Here is a 20,879-nt window from a genome sequence, read left to right as displayed (position 1 = left end):
CATTTCTTTTATTGTAAAATAAGAAGGAGGCCAATTCATTGCACTGACCTCCTCTATATATTCTTTTACAATTGAGCAGAAATCTTACTTTCCAGTGCTGTGAGTCCAAGAGCCAGAGCACCGCATAATCCCGCCTGTTGGCCTAGTCCTGGTGGAACGATATACTCATCTATGTGTTCCAAAATAGTACTTGAGCTGACATAGCCGTTCAGGTTCTGAAGCACAGCCTGACGGATCAGTGGAAACAATTGTGACTGCTGCATAACACCACCACCCAGAATGATTTTCTGAGGAGAGTTAAGCAATATAGCACCCGTAATCGACTGTGCAATATAAAATGCTTCCATTTCCCATGCAAGATGATCCATAGGAAGTTCATGGCCCTTCTTCCCCCACCTTGCTTCAATAGCAGGACCTGCCGCCATCCCTTCTAGGCAGTCCCCATGATAGGGACATCCCCCTGGGAATACATCGTCAGGATGGCGTCTCGTAAGAACATGACCCCCTTCAGGATGTACAAGACCATGAATGAGTTTACCTTCTGAATACACTCCCACACCAACACCCGTGCCAACTGTATAGTACAAACAGCTGGATAATCCTTGAGCAGCGCCCCATTTGGCTTCACCAAATGCCGCTGCATTGACATCCGTGTCCCATCCAAAAGGAACCGAAAAGTTACTTTTCAAAGTGCCCAGCATATCGTAATTTCCCCACCCTGGCTTTGGTGTTGTTGTAACGTAACCATACGCCCTGCTATCTGTGTGAATATCAATCGGACCAAACGATCCAATTCCGATAGCTTCTACTTGCTTGCCTTGAAAATATTGAATAACTTTGGGCAACGTCACCTCAGGATGTTCTGTTGGGAAACTAATCTGATCTTCAATTTCCCCATTTTCATTCCCAATGCCACATATAAACTTCGTCCCGCCAGCTTCAATCGCTCCTATACGCATATACATGACTCCTCTCGATGACTAATTCTTGTCTTGCTCAGCAGAGGGAGTAAGCTCATAGATATCCAGGGAAATCAGCAAGTCATTCTCATTTTCTGCAAACATAGCTATACCTTTAGATTCTAGTCCAGGGAATATAAGATCCGTAATCACTGCCTGACCACCATTACTGAACGCCTCAACTGAAGAGCGATCCACAAAAATACGGAGATCATTTGACTCATCAAGCGCTTCGAGCTTGGCTGAATGATGTCCTACGAAATGTTCGTGGAAATCATGCTGACCTGAAGCCATCCGATCTACATAAAGCTCCTCTGTCTCACCGTTAATACCGATTATTGTTTGACTATCCGCACCTACTCTTACTTTGAAGCCTACAGATTTACCTCGAGTGAACTCAGCTATAATCTCATAAGATTCCAAGTGAATCTCCTTAAGAAGAGTATTGATTTCTTGCACCGTTGCCTCTTTCACAGAAAGGACCTGTACACGAGCAGATTCCAACTCTTGTACCGGCTTCTGCACAAGAAAGATCTCCCCTTGTCTTGATTCGAGTTGAAGTTCCCTTGCAATCGTCATCGCGCCGCGGAATTCTTTTGCCGGCGTCTTGTTAGCATACATCCAGTTGCTCATCCAGCCGATAAATAGTCGTCTTCCATCTTCAGCCGGTATATCAGACCAGCTTACACCTGCATAATTATCTCTTCCATAATCAATCCAGCGAACTTTTATCGTATCTTCATCTGGCGTGAACACTTCTCCATCAAAATCCCCTGTGAAATACTGAGTTCTTGACCCTTCCACAAAAGCGGGATCCGCACCGATGCTCACAAGCATCACCCATTTCGTGTTCGAAGGATCGCCATCAATAGCAAGTGGGAACAAGTCTGGGCATTCCCATACCCCGTCATGAGAACCGATTCCGTTACCAAATTCGCTGGCATATGTCCAGTTAATTAGATCAGGAGAATGATATAAACACACCGTTTGACCACAAGCTACAATCATCACCCATTGATTCGTATCTTGATTCCAAAATACTTTGGGGTCACGGAAATCAATGAATGTATCATGTTCAAGTACCGGGTTTCCTTCATATTTCGTCCAGGTTCTTCCGTTATCTTTACTGTAGGCCAAGCTTTGACGCTGAATGGCTGGCTTGCCTTCTGGCATATCCAAATGATGCGTAAAAATTGCTACTAAACCTGGTTTACCTTCAAAAAATCCAGTCGTATTATTCCAGTCAACTACAGCACTGCCGGAAAAAATCATACCTAATTCATCTGGAGCGAGAGCGATAGGCAGTTCCTCCCATGTAACAAGATCCTTGCTGACCGCATGGCCCCAGTGCATAGCTCCCATGGTCATTCCACCCGGATGGTGCTGAAAGAACAAATGATATTCACCCTCAAAATAAACCATTCCGTTTGGATCGTTCATCCACTTTTCCTTAGGGGAAAAATGATACACTCCGCGGTAATTTTGTTTCGCAATCGTAGACATTATTGTTTTCTCCTTTACTCCCGAACACGGCATTTACCGCATATTATTTATAGTTTATTATTTGCTTGCTCTGTCATAGCCGCCTTGTTTAATTTCAAGCCATTCTTGCAGGCCCAGACGGTCCAATTCTTTCAAATATTCATCCCACTGCGCTTCGACTTTACCATTTTGGTACCATTCAGTACGCATTCTAAGCACGTAGGCAAACAGATCCGTCTCAATTGTCGTAAGGCGATCAAGTTCTTGAATGGAATGGAATACACTCGGCATTACGTTTTCTGCTTTCATTTTAGGCGCCATGATGTTCTTGATAATATCCATTCTGCCTTTGGCATCATCCGGCATGGTTGTGTATTTGCCATAATAGGAATCAAGGATAGCTAAGGGTCCACCGACACTTGTTTTCTCACGTAGTTCTACAGGAGCTGCACCCTCCAGCGGCAAATGCTTCAGCATTTCTTTTTCTTTATCAAATTCGAAGATATTTTGCTGTTTATCGTCTCCATACGTTCCCCAGTTGTTCTGTACAGATTGAATCGGATCGTAGAGTTGATCAACCCATTTCGCTGTCGTTTCTAAGTTCTTATTGGCGCTAGTAACAACCATCTTACCTCTGCCCAAACCAAGCGCGTTCGTTCTTGTTACGTTAACTTCACCATCTGGTCCAGCAAGTGGAGGCATAACCTCGTAAATGTCATTTGCTCCAGTGATGTTAGCTTTATCCCATGAGAAGTAAAGTCCGTATCTCTGATCCTTTCCTTTTGCAAGGTAAGTACTCCAGTCCTGAGTATAGGCTTCAATATCAATGAGTCCTTCTTTATACAGCTCGTTAATAAAAGAAACGGCTTCTTTGTAATCATCTTGTGCCGCCGTAAATATTACCTTCCCATCATTGCTTACAACCGCGTGGTCGGGGTTCTCCCCCAATCCGAATGAAGCAAATAGGAAAACCAGATCTTCTGCTCCAGGCTTGTTAATAAAGGACAAAGGAATTTCGTCAGCCTTACCATTGCCATTTGGATCTTTTGTTTTGAAGGCAATTAATACTTCTTTTAATTCTTCTGTTGTTGTAGGCATATCAAGGCCCAGCTTCTCAAGCCATTCCACATTGATCCAAGGCATACTGTCTACAGCCTGGATTCTTTCTTTGCCATTGCCCAGCTCTTCGATCCACGGAAAGGCATAAATATTACCGTCTGGTGCCGTAATCATACTCTTGTATTCCGGTGCTTCTTCCAGCACCTTTTTGAAGTTGGGCATATTGTTCTCGATAAGCTCATTCAGCGGAATAATGGCACCATCTTTAGCAAGCTTGAGCAGCTCATAGTCGCTATAGTCCGCATTAAAAATTGCATCAGGAAGATCGCCGCTTGCCACAGCCAGGTTTCTTTTTTCAACAAATACGTCTTTCGTGAAATTCTTCCAATTAATATGAACATTCGTCTTTTCTTCAAGACGCTTATTAATCAGTTTTTCATTTGGATCAACGGGTGCAAGTGGAGAGCTTTGCGTAATAAAGTTCAAAGTTACTTTACCGCTGGCGTCCTGTTCTTTACTAGCTGCACTTCCCCCTCCTCCTCCGCCACCGCATGCAGTAAGGAACATAAACGAAGCAAGTACAGATGCAGAAGCTACTTTCGTTGATACTCTTGATTTCTTAATTCTTTTCATAGGGTATGACCTCCAAATTAGATATGAATGAATTAATCTTTATCTATGTGCAGCCTGTTTCCTACTTAAGGGAACCGACCATAACACCTTTTTCAAAGTACTTCTGGAAGAACGGATACATAACAATAAGTGGCAAACTGGAAACAACAATGGCAGCGTACTTGATGATTTCAGACAATCGTTTCATTTCCGCCATGGCGAGTTGATCGCTGATCATGCCCGGATCTACCTGATTCTGGATCAAGATGGACCGCAACACGAGCTGCAGTGGATGAAGATTCGGATTATCTAAATAGATCATGGCGTCAAAGTAGGAATTCCACTGGCCCACAAAAGCATAAAGAGCGAGCACGAAAACAATCGGTTTGGAGAGCGGTAATACGACACTGAAGAAAATCCGCATCTCCGAAGCTCCGTCTACATTAGCGGCTTCCTTCATTTCATTCGGTACTCCTTTGAAGAAAGTTCTAGAGAGAATGATGTTCCATACATTGACTGCTCCTGGAATGATCACCGCCCATACTGTATCAAGCAGACCAAGATTCTTAACGAGCAGGTATGTAGGTATAAGCCCACCCCCAAAGAACATGGTGATAATAAACAAGGTCATGAAGAATCCTTTTCCTTTGAGCCTGTCATCAGACAGTGCGTACCCTGCACAGATAGAGACGAGAACGGTAAGCATGGCAAATGAAACAGAGTATAAAACAGAGTTTCCAAAACCTCGGATCATGGCCGGATTAGAAAGAATTTTTATATACCCTTCTAATGACCAGTCCGAAAGGTTGAATGATAATCCTTTACTGAGCAGAACTGATGGATCCATAAAAGATGCAATCACTACATAAATCAAAGGAAGTACAATGATAAGTACGGCCAGTGTCAGGAAGATCGCGTTCAGCACGACGATAAAGCGATCTAATCCGGAATGTTTAATGGGCATAGCTTGTTGCTCCTTTCTTAGTAAAGACCTTCGCCCTCATTCAGTTTCTTCACGGTGAAGTTAACGGTGACGAGCAAGACGATGTTGATGATAGAGTTAAACAACCCTACTGCGGCTGAATAGGCATAATCGCCCGACTGCAAACCAATTTTATAAACGTAAGTCGGAATGATTTCTGAGGTTGGCAAGTTCATCGCCGTTTGCATGAGATAGGCTTTTTCGAAACCAATGGACATAATCCCACCAGCTGCAAGGATAAATACGATAGCCATAATTGGACGAATGGTTGGCAAATCGATATGGCGTATTCTTTGTAGAAGATTAGCGCCGTCAAGATTGGCTGCATTATGTAACTCAGGATCGACATTAGCAAGTGCTGCTACATAAATAATGGATGCCCAACCGGCTCCGGTCCAAATATCAGAAAGAATGTAGATCGAACGGAAGTACTCCGGACGAGACATGAACATGATTGGTTCACCTGTAAGCCACGTAAAAAACTGGTTAATCGGTCCCGTTGGGGACAAGAAGATAAACAACATCCCGACCACAACGACAACAGAAATAAAGTTAGGTGCATACAAGAACAACTGAATGTTCTTTTTGACGCCTGCACGGCGAATTTGATTTAACATCAACGCAAGCAGGATTGGAATTGGAAAACTCAGAATTAATCCAAAAAAACTTAATTTAAGCGTATTCATAAAGATAACTTCGAAGTTGGGGGATGACAGGAATTTCTCGAAGTTGTACAAGCCTACCCATTCACTCCCCATAATCCCTTTGATTGGGCTGAAATCTTTAAAGGCGATAATCGCACCATACATAGGACCGTATTTAAAAATCAGGGTCAGGATCACAGCTGGTGCGAGCAAAATATAAAGAAAGTAGTATTTCTTTAGATAGTCTAGTAAGGAGCTCTTATGTTTGGTCACCATTGTTCTGTGTTCAGCTTCTATTAGGTTTTGCAATGCCTTTACCTCCGTTCTTATCAATGTTTATATCTTGATGCAGTAAGGGCTTTCAATTGGCTTATGTCCTGCTGCTTTTACAATTTACCAAACACTTAATCGTTCGTCAATACATTTTGTAAAAATATTTATGTGCATATGACAAAGAATTATGTTCATAAATGATGCATGTAATTTTACATAATTACAAATACAGCCAATTTAAATAGGATTATATACTTTAAAGTCAACATATTCTCATGAAGATGAAAATAATAATACCTTTTTTGCACATTTATCCGCTGATAAAACGTAAACTAAATTGTTCATTTGTAAATATCATATTGCTATTTTGAGTAAACTAATATACATTAAAGAGAGTTGGAATCATGCCAAACAGTACACTATTTGTGGCGAAGGTTAAGAACAAGAATATAGAGGTGAATTACATAGATGGCCAGGGAAAAAGTAACCATACAAGACATCGCGGATGCTTTAGGAATCTCTAGAAATACAGCTTCCAAAGCCTTAAATGGAACGAATGGTATACCTGATGAAACTAGAAACAAGGTTATAAAGAAAGCGATAGAGTTAAAATATAAACAATTTGCTTTTATGGACACCGAGAGTGTTCAACCAAGAAACTCTGGAAATATCGCTTTATTAACAGAAAACTTACCTAACACTTCCCACTTTGGATCGAAACTGATCAGTGGCATGGAGAAACGAATCAGTGCAGAAGGATATAATTTATCCATGCACATTATAAGAGACATTGATCAGGAGTCCTTGTCTCTTCCAAATAATTTTGATGTCGCCAATGTAGACGGAATTATTTGTATTGAGTTGTTCAATTCCGAATATAGTAAGCTGATTACAAGTCTAGGCATTCCAACTATTTTCATCGACTGCTCTGCCGATATCTGCTACCCTGAATTCCAAGCAGATGTACTTCTCATGGAAAACGAACACAGCACATATCAACTTACAAAAAAGTTAATTGATGGCGGTTACACATCACTGGGGTTCATCGGGGACTATAATCACTGTAGGAGTTTTAATGAAAGATGGGTGGGCTTTAATCGCGCATTGATAGAATCTGGGATTCATCTCGATCTCTCACAATGTATTCTCGATGACGATCGACTATTTTTTTCGAGTCCGGAGTGGGCAGATGCTAAGCTAAGCCAAATCAATCAGCTTCCTTCTGCTTTCGTGTGTGCTAACGATTATATTGCGGTTACCTTTATGAAGTCACTCAAAAATATGCTTTCCATTCCTAATGACCTCGTCATTTGTGGTTTTGATAATGGTCCTGAATCAAGCATTGTAGAACCCCATCTCACCACTGTTCATATTTATAGTAATCAGATGGGTGTCAAAGCAGCTGAAATGCTACTTTCCCGAATTCATGATCCGAAGCAACCCTATCAGGTTTCTCATATTTATACCAAACTCATCCTAAGAGAATCTACACCTAATATCAGTTGATGAATTTAAAAAGAACCCAAGCGATTAAAAATTCCGTCGCTGGGGTTCTTTTTTTTCGTTGAATTGTTCCAATTACAATTTCCTGTATTTATAATCCCACAATTAGTTCAAGGAAGGATTGTATTCTTCATAAGATAGAACAATATGCTCTCGTTTTAGCAGACAATGCTCAATAATCGCCTTACGTTTCGCTTTCAGGACAATTTGTTCAATATCAGCAAAACTGCAACCGGAAAGACGTTCGCATGCCTCCTCCATCAACCCAGCTTCACTTTCAAAGTCATTAATTAACAGTTCGACATATTGACGCCTACTTGATTCATCCGGGTTAGCATAAATCATTTTTGTATCAAACCTTCGCCAAATAGCTCTATCCAGTTCATTTTCTAGGTTCGTCGCTGCTACAAAAATGCTATTGTCACCAAAATCATCGAGACATTGCAGCAGTGTATTCACCGCACGAGCCATTTCTTTAACCTCGTCATTACTCTCCCGTGTTCTTGCAATGGCATCAAACTCATCCAGGAAAAGAACACAAGGAGATGCTTTGGCATACTCAAATATTTTACGGATATTACTTCCAGTCTCGCCCAAATGACTGTGAATAATTGCATCAAGTCGAACTAGGATAAGTGGAAGCTCCAGCATTTGAGCCATATAAAATGCCGTCAGTGTTTTCCCTGTGCCCGGTGGACCATACATAACCACTTTATTGGGAATTGGAACTCGATGCTCTTCAAATCTTTCCCTCATACCTAAGATTGTGATGAATTCTTCGACAATCTTTCGATTCATATCGGGTAGGATCAGATGTCTAACCTTTTTGGCACATTCTTTGGCTGTATAATAGGTACCCATATCAATCCCTTTTGCTCTGGGTAGACGTTGATTGGTGCTGCTTTTATTCATTATTTATTGAAGCTCCTTTAAAATGGTTATTTTCAAGAAATCCAAAAGATCCTTTCTGAATCCAGTTCAACCTGCTCTAATTGCCGTTCGAAGTCCTCGTGAGGAACGATAGAGTCCGCTTGTGACCATTCGTTATCCACAAATCAATTCATCTTCCACATTGTATTTATTCGTAAATATTACGATTTAAAATATCATACTTTCTTTTTGTTTATAATGTCAACCAGTAGCACAAAAAAGAGCCTTTATAATTCCAAGGCTCTTTTAGGGTATATCTATTAAATCGCCCATCCAGGCAAAGCAGAAGTTCCAGCATCTTGCCTTCACATATTGTAAGTCCTGGCTAGCTTGGACTTAGCTCTGAGCCGGGTGAATTCCTTAGTTACCAGGATTACCGTCCACACTACAACCACAGAATCAATTACAAGCGAACCCCAATATACTCCGGAGACGCCTAACCATCTTGGCAAAACAAGCATCACTGGCACATAAAAAACAAGTTGTCTGGTGATGCCGATAACGGCCGCCGGTTTCCCTTTATTAATCGCAGGGAAAAAGGTCATGGCCATAAAAATGAGCGACAATAATGGCAGAACCGCCATGTTCAATCGGAAATATAACATTTCGCTGGTCTTAAAGATTTGATCCGGCAGCATTAGCCCCAGAATGGAAGCCGGCGAGATCATTGAAATTATCCAGAAAGGCAAAGTCAGCAGCATGGAGACAAGGGTGAATATTTTATAAGCTTTGATGGCGCGCTCATACTGTTCTGCTCCAAAATTTATGCCGATGACTGGCTGCAAGGCGCGCATTAATCCGAATATCGGCGTCAACAGGAAGGTGAATACACGAAAAACCACACCATAAAATGCAATATCTGCTGTAGTCCCGTATCTCGACAGTGCATTAAATACTACAACAGCCTGTACCAGATTCATAAAGTTCATAATGAAAGAGGACATTCCCAGACCAATTATGGATTTGATTGTGGCAGCATCCCGATAGATTGCGAAGACATTCGTTCGGAATGAGGCAAATCCTTTGCCAAAATAAATCCATCCCAGCAAGGTGTAGACCAGCATCCCGATATTTGTAGCCCAGGCAGCACCCTCTACTCCAAAATCCAGCCAGGCTACCAGAATATAATTGGACAATACATCAACTGCCAGTCCAATGCCCATTACCACGGCTGCCGATTTCATTTTCCCTTCGGCACGTACAATCATGTTGGCAGCCAGTCCATAAATCCAGAAAAATGAACCAATCACCGTAATTCTAAAATAGCTGTCTCCAAGAGCCAGAGTTTCCCCTTCTCCTCCCATGATTCGCACCAGCTGTGTAGAGAAAAGCAAACCCAATACCATATAGACAAGCGTTACAAGGATGGACAGATAATTAACATTCCCCATCAAACGCTTCTGCATTTCTTTGTCCTGCCTGCCGAGGGCTAAACTTAAAGCAGAACCGGCACCCACCCCAATCAAGGAGCCCAGTCCCAAGCTGATCTGGGTTAAAGGATAAGCTACCGATACCCCAGCCAGTGCTTCCTCTCCGACAAATCTTCCCACAAATACAGCGGCAATAACCGCATTTAAGCCATAGAGGACCATTGCGATGATAGCGGGCCATGATAACTGGACCATAATATTCCAAAGATTACCGTTGAGAATAAAATGCGTCTGCTTGTCTTTGCTGTTGTTTATCTGTGTTACTGTGTTCATAATATGAATTTTCTCTCCTTCTTTTGACTGAATATGCAAAGTCGTCGTTCAAAATTATACGGGACTCCTTGCATTAACTAGTCTATAAGACATGTTGGCTAGCAACTACCGCAAAAAGGATTGTTTCTATCTCATATAGGATTTTATCTTTGAATTTATATAAATCTCCCCGGAATAGCCCCCTCTCATTTCCATTCTATTAAAAAACTGCAGCAGGAGTGGTCGCGGCTCCGCAAGTTTCCGGTACATGGTCAATTTTGAATGCTAGGCAATCATTTAGTCCCCCCTACTTAACTCAACAAAAAAAGCAACTTCCCAGTTGGCAAGTTGCTTTAAAAAAAACTCTTTTGTGATAAAGTAACGATGAAAAAAAACGATTGAAGTCAAAAACCGACCTAATAAGCAGCGAACGGATCCGCATTATTCGAAAGGAACTGAGCCCATGTGAATTTGAATTCAGGACTGCCTACAACACTTTCTGCTATATCACCTGGAACAAAAAACACAGTGAATCCTGCATTAGTCAAGTAGAAGTTATCCAGGTATGCATTAGAATCTTTAGTTAACTTATTGAACAGGTCAATAGAGTAGATAGAAGACTCAGTACCTTTTTGGACTTGTTCTTGAAGTGATTTCTTAATAACCTGACTGTAATTGCTGTTGGATTTCAGCAAATCTCCCAGCTTCATTGTCGTACCATCCTGCAGAGAGTAAGTAAGACCTGTTTGTGAGCCGCCTCCATGAGCTCCGCCGAGGTATTGATAATTGGTAAGCAGGAAGCTAATCACTCCATTTTGATTGTAAGTCACCTTGTAGGCCAGTTCGAAATCGTATGTCGCTCCTTCCGCTGGAGCACCAGACTTAGCCAGTTGTTTTTCCGAGGCATCTAGAAACTTCTGTGCCTGAGCTTTCACCGCTTTATTAATTGCCGCTTCGGCATTTTGATTCGCAAGCTGCGATACAACTGGATATACGATATTGATGGTTACATCCTTATGGGAATTAGAAGACTGGAGTTTACCGGCAGTTATAGTCAGTTCATTCATTCCTGCATTCGTGATATTGACAGTACGGGTTTGTCCGTTCCATTGGGCCAAATATCCGAAAGGTTCAACCAAGGCTTGCACTGCAACAAAAGAAGTTCCTCCGATTACCTGAGCTTCATATCTTTGTCCCAGACCGCTTCCATTTAACTTTACAAGTGCACTGTCGATATCCAATGAATAATTTACAGTATTCTCTCCCAGGGTAAGCTCTACACTATGATTTTTGTTATCGTATTTAACAGCTGCGCCTAATGCTTGCGCTGCGTCTTTAAGCGGAATGAGTGTATTACCTAATGGGCTTAGGAAAGCCTGAGTCCCGATTGCTTTACCTTTAACCTGGACATTCACCCTGGAGGTTATTGTTGCAGTAATGGCTGCAGCATGAACTGATCCGACAGACACGGGTAAAGCCGCCGCTGTGCCAACTGCAGCCAGTGCTGCTGACAATAGAAGTACGGACATCCGCTTTTTAGTTGTGAATTTTTTAACTTGAGTTTCCATTTTTGAAGATCTCCTTTTAGTCATTTTCTTACTATCACACTATAATCCCGTCATTTCCCGGATGGTTTACAGTATTTTCAGAAAAAGATTACAATTTTTACATGGAATTCTCTAATCAATGATGCATTGAAACCATAAAGGCAAATCCAAAAAGTGTCCAGTCATTTAGCACATGCACTATAAACGATGTCCAAATGTTTTTAGTCTTAATGTATGGATAGAGCAGGACAATCCGTACAATGCCGATACCGAGAATGGCTTGTGCAATATTCCAATTATAAGTTGGTAAATGGTATGCGCCAAAAATAATGGATACTACAATCCACGCTAAGATAATCGCAGACTTTCTGTTCATTTTAAGTTTTTTTACTCCTAAGTACAAAATGACTAAGAATGGAAGGATCGTTATTAATTCTTCTCCAAACAGCATCGGGAGCATTGTCAGGAACGTCGTAATTGTATCGGAAAAATTACCATTGAATCCTTCACTCACTGGATTTGCACTAAAATTAAATAATTTCGTAATAATAAAACCAACACCATAGGTCACAATAAGATTTACAATGTACGTCCCAAGAATTAATATAATATCTTTAGCAACTAATTTTCTGAAAAGTAATGTCCACTGACTCCGTGCAACAAAGATAACTGCTGCTAATGGGAAAATCACATTTATAAAAGGATGTCCATAAGTACCTCCAAACCCAATAAGAAACAATGCAAAACCTGCAGCAACAGCTATCAGAAATATTAGGCTGGTTTTCAAATTTAGAGTAGGGGATTGCAGTTCACTGTAGAACGGAAAATCATCATTTTTACGCTCAAATCTAAAAAAATTACTTTTACTCATCATTAATCAAATCCTTCCTGAAAATAATGAAAAGCTATACTCTCTGAATACTAAAACCAATGATGCGGAGAATAGAAATACAGTCAGCTGTTTTTTGTACTATCACACTATACCCCCATTTTTTTCTGAAACATTTACAAAATTTTCAGAAAAAAATTACAATATTTACACAAGTTTTAAATAAACTGAAATTAATTCATCGCTTAATTTTGCAAATTCATGAAAATGTTTTTAAAAAAATGAATCTATTTCAGAAATAATTATGTTGTTTTGATAAAATAGACAGGTAATAATAGAATAAACAGTTCCCTTGTTAAAAAACTAAAAAGCGAGGTTTACCAATGTTATGGACCTGAAGCTGTTAAAAAAAATTAAAACGATAAATTTCTTCACATTCTTCTTTTTTTGGACTGTCATCTTTTTTGCTCTTGCGGATAAGCCACCACCTGCTGGTTTCTATGGGCTTATTGCCCTATTATTAGTTTATGGTATTTTACTTATTATCTATTTAAATGATTTTATTGAAAGCTTGATTAAAAAGCGAAGAGGAGTTTTTCTACTCAATTTGTTATATTTCTCCTTGGGAGGTTTTGCTTTCAGTCTCATTCTTTCAATTATTGTCATTAACCTTGTTTCAAATGTAGAAAATGAAGGATATCTAATCTCGGCATTCAGTTCAACCGTAATAGGATTCCTTAACGGGTTATGTTTTTATTTTTTCAACAAGCTGCTTTTGAAGAGGTACAACCTAATGATTGAGCAGAACCGCTCTGAATAATAAAAGAGCCGAATTAGCTAAAGAATGACGTATCGTCAAAAAGCAACTTATCCGCAGATAAGTTGCTTTTTTATCATGATTTTTAACTTCTACACTATATAAATAAAGTAACGTAAACCGACGAATCCCCTGTCCTCACAGGTATTAATCTATTCCCAGACTTTGTTTCTTAAATTCACTCTCGAAACATAACTCCGTGAGATCCCCAGCTCCTTCGCTATCTCCCGCTGTATCCGCTCTTCTCGATCTTCAGATATACTCCCTTGAGCAAATCATCCACTTCCGAATCAAAATATCGATAAGTGTAATGTTTAAAAAACTATATTTACAATTCAGAATGCTCGTGTTTCGCTTTGAGACGACTCCAGCGGCGCTGAACTTCGCTCTCAAAGCTGCGCAGAGCCGGTTCGTTCTCAGGCTTGAGCAGATGGCGGGTCTTACCCATCGTCTTCAGCCAGGCAGAGACTTCAATACGTTTGTCCTTGTTCTCCGGATTGTACGTAATGGTCGTTGTGCCTTGTTCCACTTCATACAGCGGGAAGAAGCAGGATTCCACCGCCAAGGATACAATATCCGTCCCATCCTTGTCTTCGGTCATCCAATTCAACGGGCAGGCAATCAGAATCTTGCCGTAGACCAGACCTTCATTCTGCGCGTACCATTGGGCCTTAGCTGCTTTTTTGAGCAGATCCTGCGGGTAGGCTTCACAGCCGGTGAATACATAAGGAATATTAGTGGCTGCCATGATCTGGGCAGTATCTTTATGCTGGGTAACTTTACCCTGCTGGGTCTTGCCGATGCTTGAAGTAGAAGTCCGGTGACCGAGCGGTGTTGAATAAGACTGCTGTGCACCAGTGTTCATATAACCTTCATTATCATACTCGATGATAATCATTTTATGTCCGCGCAGTGCAGCACCAATGGCTGGTCCCATCCCGATATCCATACCTCCGTCGCCTGTTACCATAACGAAAGTAAAGTCATTCCTCAGGCCCAGTCCATCCAGCTCTCCGCGGCGTTTGCGTTCCCAGAACATTTCTACCACCCCGGACAACGTAGCCGCACCGTTCTGGAAAAGGTTATGGATGAACGTTGACTTGTGCGACGAATAAGGATAGCCGGTTGTTGTAACCATTGCGCATCCTGTATGGTACAGCGCAACGATATCTCCTTCAATTCCCCTGAAGAACAGCTCAAGACCCGAGAAAATCCCGCAGCCCGGGCATGTGCCGTGACCCGGAGCCAGGCGTCTTGGTTTCTTCATCAAACTGCGGATCGGGGGAATCTTCACGGCCAGCTTTCCGGTTTCTTCATTTTTAGTAACAGTAATGAGGCCCGTCTTCAACAAATCGAAATTCATCGGCTTAAGCAGGCGCTGCGGTGCCTTTTCCGGTTCACCAGGATTGTGGCCGTAGTAATCAAACGGTACTTCAACACGGTCAGCAACAACAGCATCCAACGCCAGCTGGAAGAAATGATGGCCATCTTCAGCATAGAAGTCCTTTCCGCCTAATCCGTAAATCCGGCTGATGACTTTAGTCGTTGTATTCCCGTAAGTGAACAGCGCTGCTTTGATTTCGTTAACCATGTTGCCGCCGTGTCCGCCGAAGGAATCCGCACGGTCACCAACAGTAATGGCTTTGACATTCTTCAGTGCTTCCGCGATCTGCTTCTGCGGGAACGGACGGATCATGTTCGGTGAAATCGCTCCGGCTTTGACTCCCTGCAGTCGCAACTGATCCACAACATCCTTAATGATCTCGGACGCGGAATTCATCAGGAAGACAGCCACATCGGCATCCCCCATCCGGTACTGCTCAATCACCTCATAATGGCGTCCGGTCAGATCAGCAAATTCCTGAGCGATCTCTTCGAACACTTCACCGGCATTGTACATGGCCACAGACTGCTGATAGCGATTATTGATATAATCCGGTTCATTCATGTAAGGACCAACAGTAACCGGATTGTTGCGGTCAAGGGTATCGGTTGAGCCGGCTGGCGGCTGTTCGCCTACGAATTTATGCACATCTGCGCGGTGCGCAAAAGCCTGTACGCGGCGCTTCTGGTGAGAAGTGAAATATCCGTCCGAAGCTACCATAACCGGCAGGCGGACTTTGACATGCTCAGCCAGCTTCAGTGCCATCAGATTCATGTCGTAGACCGACTGCGGGTCACGGCACATCAGAATCGGCCAGCCGGTATTGAGTGCAAAATACAAATCGGAGTGGTCCCCGTGAATGTTCAGCGGTCCGGAGATGGAGCGGCAAATCAGGTTCATAACCATGGGCATCCGCGTACCGGCTTGTACAGGCAGCTGCTCAAGCATGTACATGTAGCCTTGCGCACTGGTGGCGTTAAATACGCGTCCGCCGGCTGTAGAAGCGCCATAACAGATACCTGCCGAGCTGTGCTCACCATCTGAGGGCACGAGCATAATGTCATGCTGGCCGCTGGCTTTCATCGTATCGAGGAATTGGGCAACCTCTGTCGATGGCGAGATCGGGAAATACCCCATGACATGATAGTTGATCTGATGCGCAGCATAGGCCGCCATCTCATTGCCTGATTCATATAGGAATTTCTGTTCTACTTTGGCAGAACCTATTTCTTTTTCATAATCAATAGCCATTGTTCATTCCGCCTTTCTAACCAGATTTACGCTTGCGTGATGAGATCGAATGGATGATGCACTGTATGGCTGTCGGCATAGCCTTCCTTCTCGCGCATGCTTGAGAGTGCCGAGGTCGGGCAGGCGCCTACGCATTTCAGGCAACCCTTGCAATATTGATAATCGATGCCCCGCAGGAACATCTGTGAGCGCCCCTTGCGGTCAAGCCGTTCTTCCCACACAAAACACTGGTCAGGGCAGACGGTGTCACACTGTGCACAGTTAATGCAGGACTCATTTTCATAAGCCGGAATCATTCCGGAACGGGAAATGCTCAGGTTCTTGAGGAAGCTACTTCCCGGATTGATGATCGTACCGCCTATAGGCTGAGTTTCATAGCCAAACGGCGAAATGTCGGAACGCACATATTCAGGCATGCTGTCCCCTGCCTCCAGCTCGAAGTGCATAAACTTCACTTCATTGTAGCCGCGCTCAAAAGTCGTAATAGCCGATTGTACAGCCTGCGGATATTTTTTGCCGAGCGATTTCTCAATAACGCCCTTCATCGTTTCAGCAACCAGGAATGGGCAGAGCCGGAACAGGGCACCCAGCATCGCCATGTTTACACGGTTTTTCTCTTTCAGTGCGATGCTTGTCGCGTCGATCACAGCAATGGTTCCGGCTTTCATCTTCAGCAGCTCTTTGAGTTCTTCCGGCGTCTTGGCCGAGTTCACAAGAACAGTGCTGTCTTCATTAATCCCGCTGGTGACATTAACGGTCTTGACAAGCGCTTCGTGGAACACCCCAACCACATGGGGACGCTCTACCGGCGAAGTATCACGGATATGCGTGTTTAAATCACAGAAGCGGATGTGGGCCTTTACAGCAGAGCCCTTTTTCTCTGATCCATAAGACGAGAAGCTTACGCCGTTCAGCCCCGCTCCGACGACTCCCGCTTCTGCGAGCATTTTACCCGCCAGGTTAGCTCCCAAGCCTCCAATAGACTCCAGTCGAATTTCAAAAAATCCGAGATCGTTAATTCGTGGTAATTCAATCATAAATGAACTCCTTTCACTAGAAGACTAGTAATACTCTTGCGAGCATTAATCCCGTTCAGGTCTGGAATAAGCTAAATAATTTTTGTACTTCTTCAACCGTTCAGGCAATTCGTCAGCCTTTGGATTACGTTTTAAAGAAACTTGATATAATTCATCTGCGTGGCCAAGCTTTCCGGAGATTAGAACATGGGAATGTGCTCTATCTTCCTCGGCGATATCAAATCTTACTTTACCGTCTTCCACCTCCAGAGTCCCCCTGACCCCGCAAATTCCACATATTGCTGGGTAATTATCATCATGATTTCTGATTTCTATGAGTTTGGAATGACAGATTGGACATAAACCAGGTTCGCCAATATACTTCGCTTCCGTATCTGGATTCATGAGTGTTTCAGCCACATGACGACCGGATTGTCTTGCTCTCTTAAGTTCTTCCTCCCTGAACACAACTGCTCCAGGTAAGCCAACCCAATTGACCAGCATTTTATCTATTACATTAATTTGCATCGGCAACGTAAAAAGGTGGAGCATCGGCAATGCGAGTGTGTCCCACTCACTTCCTCCTACAGCAATAAGAGAAGCTACTCTTGTTTTAAAGCTTCTTTCATCCGGGCCTTTGCCGGTAGTAATCCCTCTTTCCTCGCGTTGCTTCTTGGCAATCATCCGGAAAGCAATGTCATGAGAAGGCCCCATCCGGTCATTCAGAATCTTCAATAATCCGTTAGGACTCTTTTCATAAATGGCTGAGCTCAAGATTAATCCGTCGCATTCCATTAATTTTTCATCAATAAATCCATAGTCATCATTCTTTATCACACAGTCTCCTGAGCCACACTTTTCAAGCAGACTCACTACACAAGCATTACAACCGGTGCAAGGTTTAATATGTAAATCATTAAGACGCACAAGTTCTACTTCGGCACCAAGCTCCTCAGCACCCATTAAAGCTTCTTTAACAAGGATTTCTGAATTGCTCATTCTTCTTCCGCAACTGATCCCTAAAATTTTCATTAGTAGCCTCCTACAATTCGAATTTGTTAAGCATATTTTCAGAAACTGATCCACGAGATCGTTTCAGCTTTTTCACAAGAACTGGAGTGACAATTGCACTGGCAACAACTGCGAATGCAATTTGTGCGCGGGCACTCTCAACATAAGGCAGATATGCCTGATCGACCTCTGCCATAAGTTGAGGTACCGTTATGGATAACCCGGCTACACAACAAATCGCCGCAGAAGCATGCCCGTCTTGTTTCAGACAGAATCGGTCAACTAACAACATGGGGATGTTATTAATCAAGGTAAAGATCAAGAACAAAATCAGCCCCAGCCCACATGAGCTGAGTGCGCTCTTGAGATCGATATTCGCCCCAAGGCAAAACCCCAGAAAAGGCACCATAAGTGAGGTCCCTGATTTGGAAAAATTACGAACAGCAGGATCAAACATACCCAGAAGAAATCCGACTACAAACGGAATTAAAGTAGCCATGATGCTTCGAGCGTCAATCCCATTTCCGGAAGAGAAACCAAGAATACAGACGGGTATGAACGGTAGCCCGATAAGGTTCAGCAGAGCAAACGCAGAAATGTCAGTGTCATCACCATAATTCTCCATCAGCGCGAGGTACATGCCGGGATTGCAACTAGTGATGCAAGCCACAAGTGCCAGGGTAGAGATTCCTCCAAAACCCGCCAAACCGAAAAGCTTCATAACAACGATCCCAAAAACAACACTAAGAACAAGTTTTACCGCAACTAGTATGCCGCCCCGCCGCAGAGTTGTCACAAGCTGTTGAGGTTTGAACTGAATACCACAGAATACTAGCAGAATTCCCACGATCGTCATCGTTCCCGCATTCGAAAATACAGCAGTGGACGGATTGCCAACCATCAAGGTTCTCGGATAAAAAGTATGCATTATTGCAGCGATTCCCATAGGAAGCAGCATCATTCCGCCTGATATTCCCTGTATTCTCTCTAATATTTTCATGTACGGCGATTCCCTTCTTCCAAGTAATCGTGTCCTTCCTCTATCTGACTGTTACTCTTGCGCATGCTTTATTCCCGGCAGCTTTGGCTAGAGGTGTCATGATCATGGTCATTAGATAGGAAACCAAATAAAGCACCGGATAATTCCCAGTAAATGAGGTGAGAAAGCCTGACAGGTTTGATGTGCCAAGCAGAGCCATCACTCCGCTGATTACAGTTACAGGAATGAAGTTTATTAGCAGACAGCCGACACATTGACCCGCCAGTAAATCCTTCTTTAGAGCAAAAAGCCCCGTAAACCAGTCGCTAATCCTCATCAAGGGAATAAAATCGTTAATAAGACAAGCCAGCGAGAAACCAACCAGGGTGAACACCCATGTTCGTCCATTAATCCCCTCATTCATCAGGGAAGCTGCAAGCGACATCGCCGCCGCAGAGGGAAGATTCAACACAAGCTTAAAATACAAAGAATATGTCTTACTCATTTTCCTGCACCCGCAGCCGATATGGCATGCTCTTTCCATTTTTCTGTTACTTACTTGAATCTGCCCACCCTGGTCAGCTGTTTGGGGACACGGATGCGACCAGATGCAGTGACAATCGCATTCTCTTCACAGACTTCCGTACACCTTCCGCATTTTTCACAAATCGCCGGATCGATCATATGGATATAGCCTGATTTCCCTTGGATTGCATTTTCCGGGCAGACATCAAGACATTCCCCGCAGCCGCTGCATAATTTCGGATCAATGACATAGGCAAGAAAATGGGTACACACCGAAGCCGGACAGGTCTTGCGTACAATATGGGCTTCAAGATCAAGACGGGAGCAGGCAACAGCAGATAACGCCGGCCCCACCATATTTCTTCCAAATGCGCAAAAAGATCCTGCTCCGATTAATTCGCCAATATCTGTTACTAAATCAAGATCCTCTTTTTTTGCTCGCCCTTCGGTAACATCAGTGAAGACTGCTTTGAGTTGCCAGCTCCCCTCACGGCAAATCACACATTTTCCACAGGATGTCTCCGCTGCAGCGCTAAGTAACCCTTTGGCGATAGTTGCCATACAGTGCTTGTCGGTAAAGATTCGGATACTGTCATAAACAGAATCATAGCTTATGAATTCCGAAGTTAAGGCCGGAGCCGATGCGAAGTGCCCGAGCATGCCACCCAGCAGCAGGGGCTTGGCTGGCGCAAGTTCAAGCTCCTCTAACAGAGCAGACACAGGGGTGCCAAGTGCAACTGCCACAACCCTGGTTCTCTCATCTGTTGTAATCATTATTAATTTCTCCTGACGGCGGGAACTGCTTACACCTTCGTAAATCCAGTACGCAGTCTCCACATCCAGCAGGAAGGTAGGTCTCCCTTGCCAGCCTTCGGCACTGAAGCTTTTCACCCATAAGTCACAACGTATTACACCATTGTCTATGGCATTGTATAATGCTGTTTCTTCCCGCAGGACAGGAGAAGCCGGTCCGTACTTCACTGATATAAGCGAGGCCGGAGCTATCTCACGCAGCGGTGCCGCCAACATCTCAGCTTGCGCCTCTGTCTCGGCATAGATCAGAATCTCACAATCCATGCAAATCTTCGCAGCCATTGCCAGCCCTGCTGCTATTCGACTCGCGACATGCGCAAGAATAAAGTCCGTGAATCCATCTAACTCCTGTGCGAGAGAGCAGATTAATACGGGTCTCCCGTCATCTGGATTGATTGCGGATAAACGTTCATCGAGAAGCACTCCTTGTTTATCCGTCAATGCAAGTGCTCTAATTCTTACTGCCGCGTCCGAAGCTGAAATTGCTAGCCTATTCTCCAAAAGCTCCTGAATAGCAGGCTCTTCAGCATTCGGGAAAGGCGACAGAAAATGGGGAGTTCGGCTGACTTCATGTGGCATCT

17 protein-coding genes are annotated in these 20,879 nt (G+C 43.3%); 2 read left to right on the top strand and 15 right to left on the bottom strand.

The window, feature by feature from the left end; translation table 11 throughout:
• Nucleotides 1-65 precede the first annotated feature (65 nt).
• The 5 genes from MKY54_RS07690 to MKY54_RS07670 form a co-directional block, all read right to left on the bottom strand.
• Entirely contained in the window at nt 66-959 is an 894-nt protein-coding gene (locus MKY54_RS07690; protein ID WP_076305018.1) for an ROK family protein, read from the bottom strand.
• Between the two features lie 21 nt (nt 960-980).
• Entirely contained in the window at nt 981-2,462 is a 1,482-nt protein-coding gene (locus MKY54_RS07685; RefSeq protein WP_076305017.1) for a glycoside hydrolase family 32 protein, read from the bottom strand.
• A gap of 57 nt (nt 2,463-2,519) precedes the next feature.
• Complete coding sequence (locus tag MKY54_RS07680; RefSeq protein WP_076193509.1) at nt 2,520-4,133, bottom strand: ABC transporter substrate-binding protein; 1,614 nt, start codon at nt 4,131-4,133, stop codon at nt 2,520-2,522.
• A 61-nt stretch (nt 4,134-4,194) separates the two neighbouring features.
• On the bottom strand, nt 4,195-5,076 hold the full coding sequence (locus MKY54_RS07675; RefSeq protein WP_036675818.1) for a carbohydrate ABC transporter permease: 882 nt from the start codon (nt 5,074-5,076) through the stop codon (nt 4,195-4,197).
• Nucleotides 5,077-5,093: 17 nt separating this feature from the next.
• Complete coding sequence (locus MKY54_RS07670) at nt 5,094-6,014, bottom strand: ABC transporter permease subunit (protein WP_076185370.1); 921 nt, start codon at nt 6,012-6,014, stop codon at nt 5,094-5,096.
• Between the two features lie 465 nt (nt 6,015-6,479).
• Here MKY54_RS07670 and MKY54_RS07665 point away from each other — a divergent pair, with 465 nt between their 5' ends.
• Nucleotides 6,480-7,517 (top strand): LacI family DNA-binding transcriptional regulator, encoded by a 1,038-nt coding sequence (locus MKY54_RS07665; protein WP_076279555.1) that lies wholly within the window; start codon nt 6,480-6,482, stop codon nt 7,515-7,517.
• A gap of 102 nt (nt 7,518-7,619) precedes the next feature.
• Here the strand turns inward: MKY54_RS07665 and MKY54_RS07660 are convergent, their stop codons facing one another.
• From MKY54_RS07660 to MKY54_RS07645, 4 genes are all read right to left on the bottom strand, one after another.
• Entirely contained in the window at nt 7,620-8,426 is an 807-nt protein-coding gene (locus MKY54_RS07660) for an ATP-binding protein (RefSeq protein WP_339190089.1), read from the bottom strand.
• Between the two features lie 323 nt (nt 8,427-8,749).
• Nucleotides 8,750-10,147 carry an MATE family efflux transporter gene (locus tag MKY54_RS07655; protein WP_076218361.1) on the bottom strand — a complete coding sequence of 466 codons (1,398 nt, stop codon included), beginning with the start codon at nt 10,145-10,147 and terminating at the stop codon, nt 8,750-8,752.
• A gap of 395 nt (nt 10,148-10,542) precedes the next feature.
• Nucleotides 10,543-11,694 (bottom strand): DUF4163 domain-containing protein, encoded by a 1,152-nt coding sequence (locus tag MKY54_RS07650; protein WP_076307099.1) that lies wholly within the window; start codon nt 11,692-11,694, stop codon nt 10,543-10,545.
• Between the two features lie 115 nt (nt 11,695-11,809).
• Nucleotides 11,810-12,547 (bottom strand): CPBP family intramembrane glutamic endopeptidase, encoded by a 738-nt coding sequence (locus MKY54_RS07645; RefSeq protein ID WP_076305013.1) that lies wholly within the window; start codon nt 12,545-12,547, stop codon nt 11,810-11,812.
• A 343-nt stretch (nt 12,548-12,890) separates the two neighbouring features.
• On the opposite strand from MKY54_RS07645, the gene MKY54_RS07640 reads away from it, so the two are divergent.
• On the top strand, nt 12,891-13,322 hold the full coding sequence (locus MKY54_RS07640; RefSeq protein ID WP_339190086.1) for a hypothetical protein: 432 nt from the start codon (nt 12,891-12,893) through the stop codon (nt 13,320-13,322).
• Between the two features lie 325 nt (nt 13,323-13,647).
• Here the strand turns inward: MKY54_RS07640 and MKY54_RS07635 are convergent, their stop codons facing one another.
• Genes MKY54_RS07635 through MKY54_RS07610 form a run of 6 tightly spaced genes read right to left on the bottom strand, consistent with a single transcriptional unit; the run spans nt 13,648 to nt 20,877 of the window.
• Entirely contained in the window at nt 13,648-15,954 is a 2,307-nt protein-coding gene (locus MKY54_RS07635) for a thiamine pyrophosphate-dependent enzyme (protein WP_076125316.1), read from the bottom strand.
• Between the two features lie 26 nt (nt 15,955-15,980).
• Complete coding sequence (locus MKY54_RS07630; RefSeq protein WP_076125317.1) at nt 15,981-16,991, bottom strand: 2-oxoacid:acceptor oxidoreductase family protein; 1,011 nt, start codon at nt 16,989-16,991, stop codon at nt 15,981-15,983.
• Nucleotides 16,992-17,036: 45 nt separating this feature from the next.
• Nucleotides 17,037-18,002: a flavodoxin family protein gene (locus MKY54_RS07625; protein WP_076125319.1), complete on the bottom strand. Its 966-nt coding sequence runs from the start codon at nt 18,000-18,002 to the stop codon at nt 17,037-17,039.
• 10 nt (nt 18,003-18,012) lie between these two features.
• Nucleotides 18,013-18,981, bottom strand: coding sequence for a 2-keto-3-deoxygluconate permease (locus MKY54_RS07620; protein WP_076125321.1), 969 nt, complete (start codon nt 18,979-18,981; stop codon nt 18,013-18,015).
• 40 nt (nt 18,982-19,021) lie between these two features.
• Nucleotides 19,022-19,465: a hypothetical protein gene (locus MKY54_RS07615; RefSeq protein ID WP_076125323.1), complete on the bottom strand. Its 444-nt coding sequence runs from the start codon at nt 19,463-19,465 to the stop codon at nt 19,022-19,024.
• A 50-nt stretch (nt 19,466-19,515) separates the two neighbouring features.
• On the bottom strand, nt 19,516-20,877 hold the full coding sequence (locus tag MKY54_RS07610; RefSeq protein WP_076125325.1) for an NADH-ubiquinone oxidoreductase-F iron-sulfur binding region domain-containing protein: 1,362 nt from the start codon (nt 20,875-20,877) through the stop codon (nt 19,516-19,518).
• Between the last annotated feature and the right edge of the window lie 2 nt (nt 20,878-20,879).

Origin of the sequence: Paenibacillus sp. FSL P2-0121 (genome assembly GCF_037975345.1) — a bacterium.
Lineage (GTDB): Bacteria > Bacillota > Bacilli > Paenibacillales > Paenibacillaceae > Paenibacillus_AQ > Paenibacillus_AQ odorifer.
Note: the sequence above shows the minus strand (reverse complement) of the source record. Positions and strands in the feature narration are given on the sequence as shown.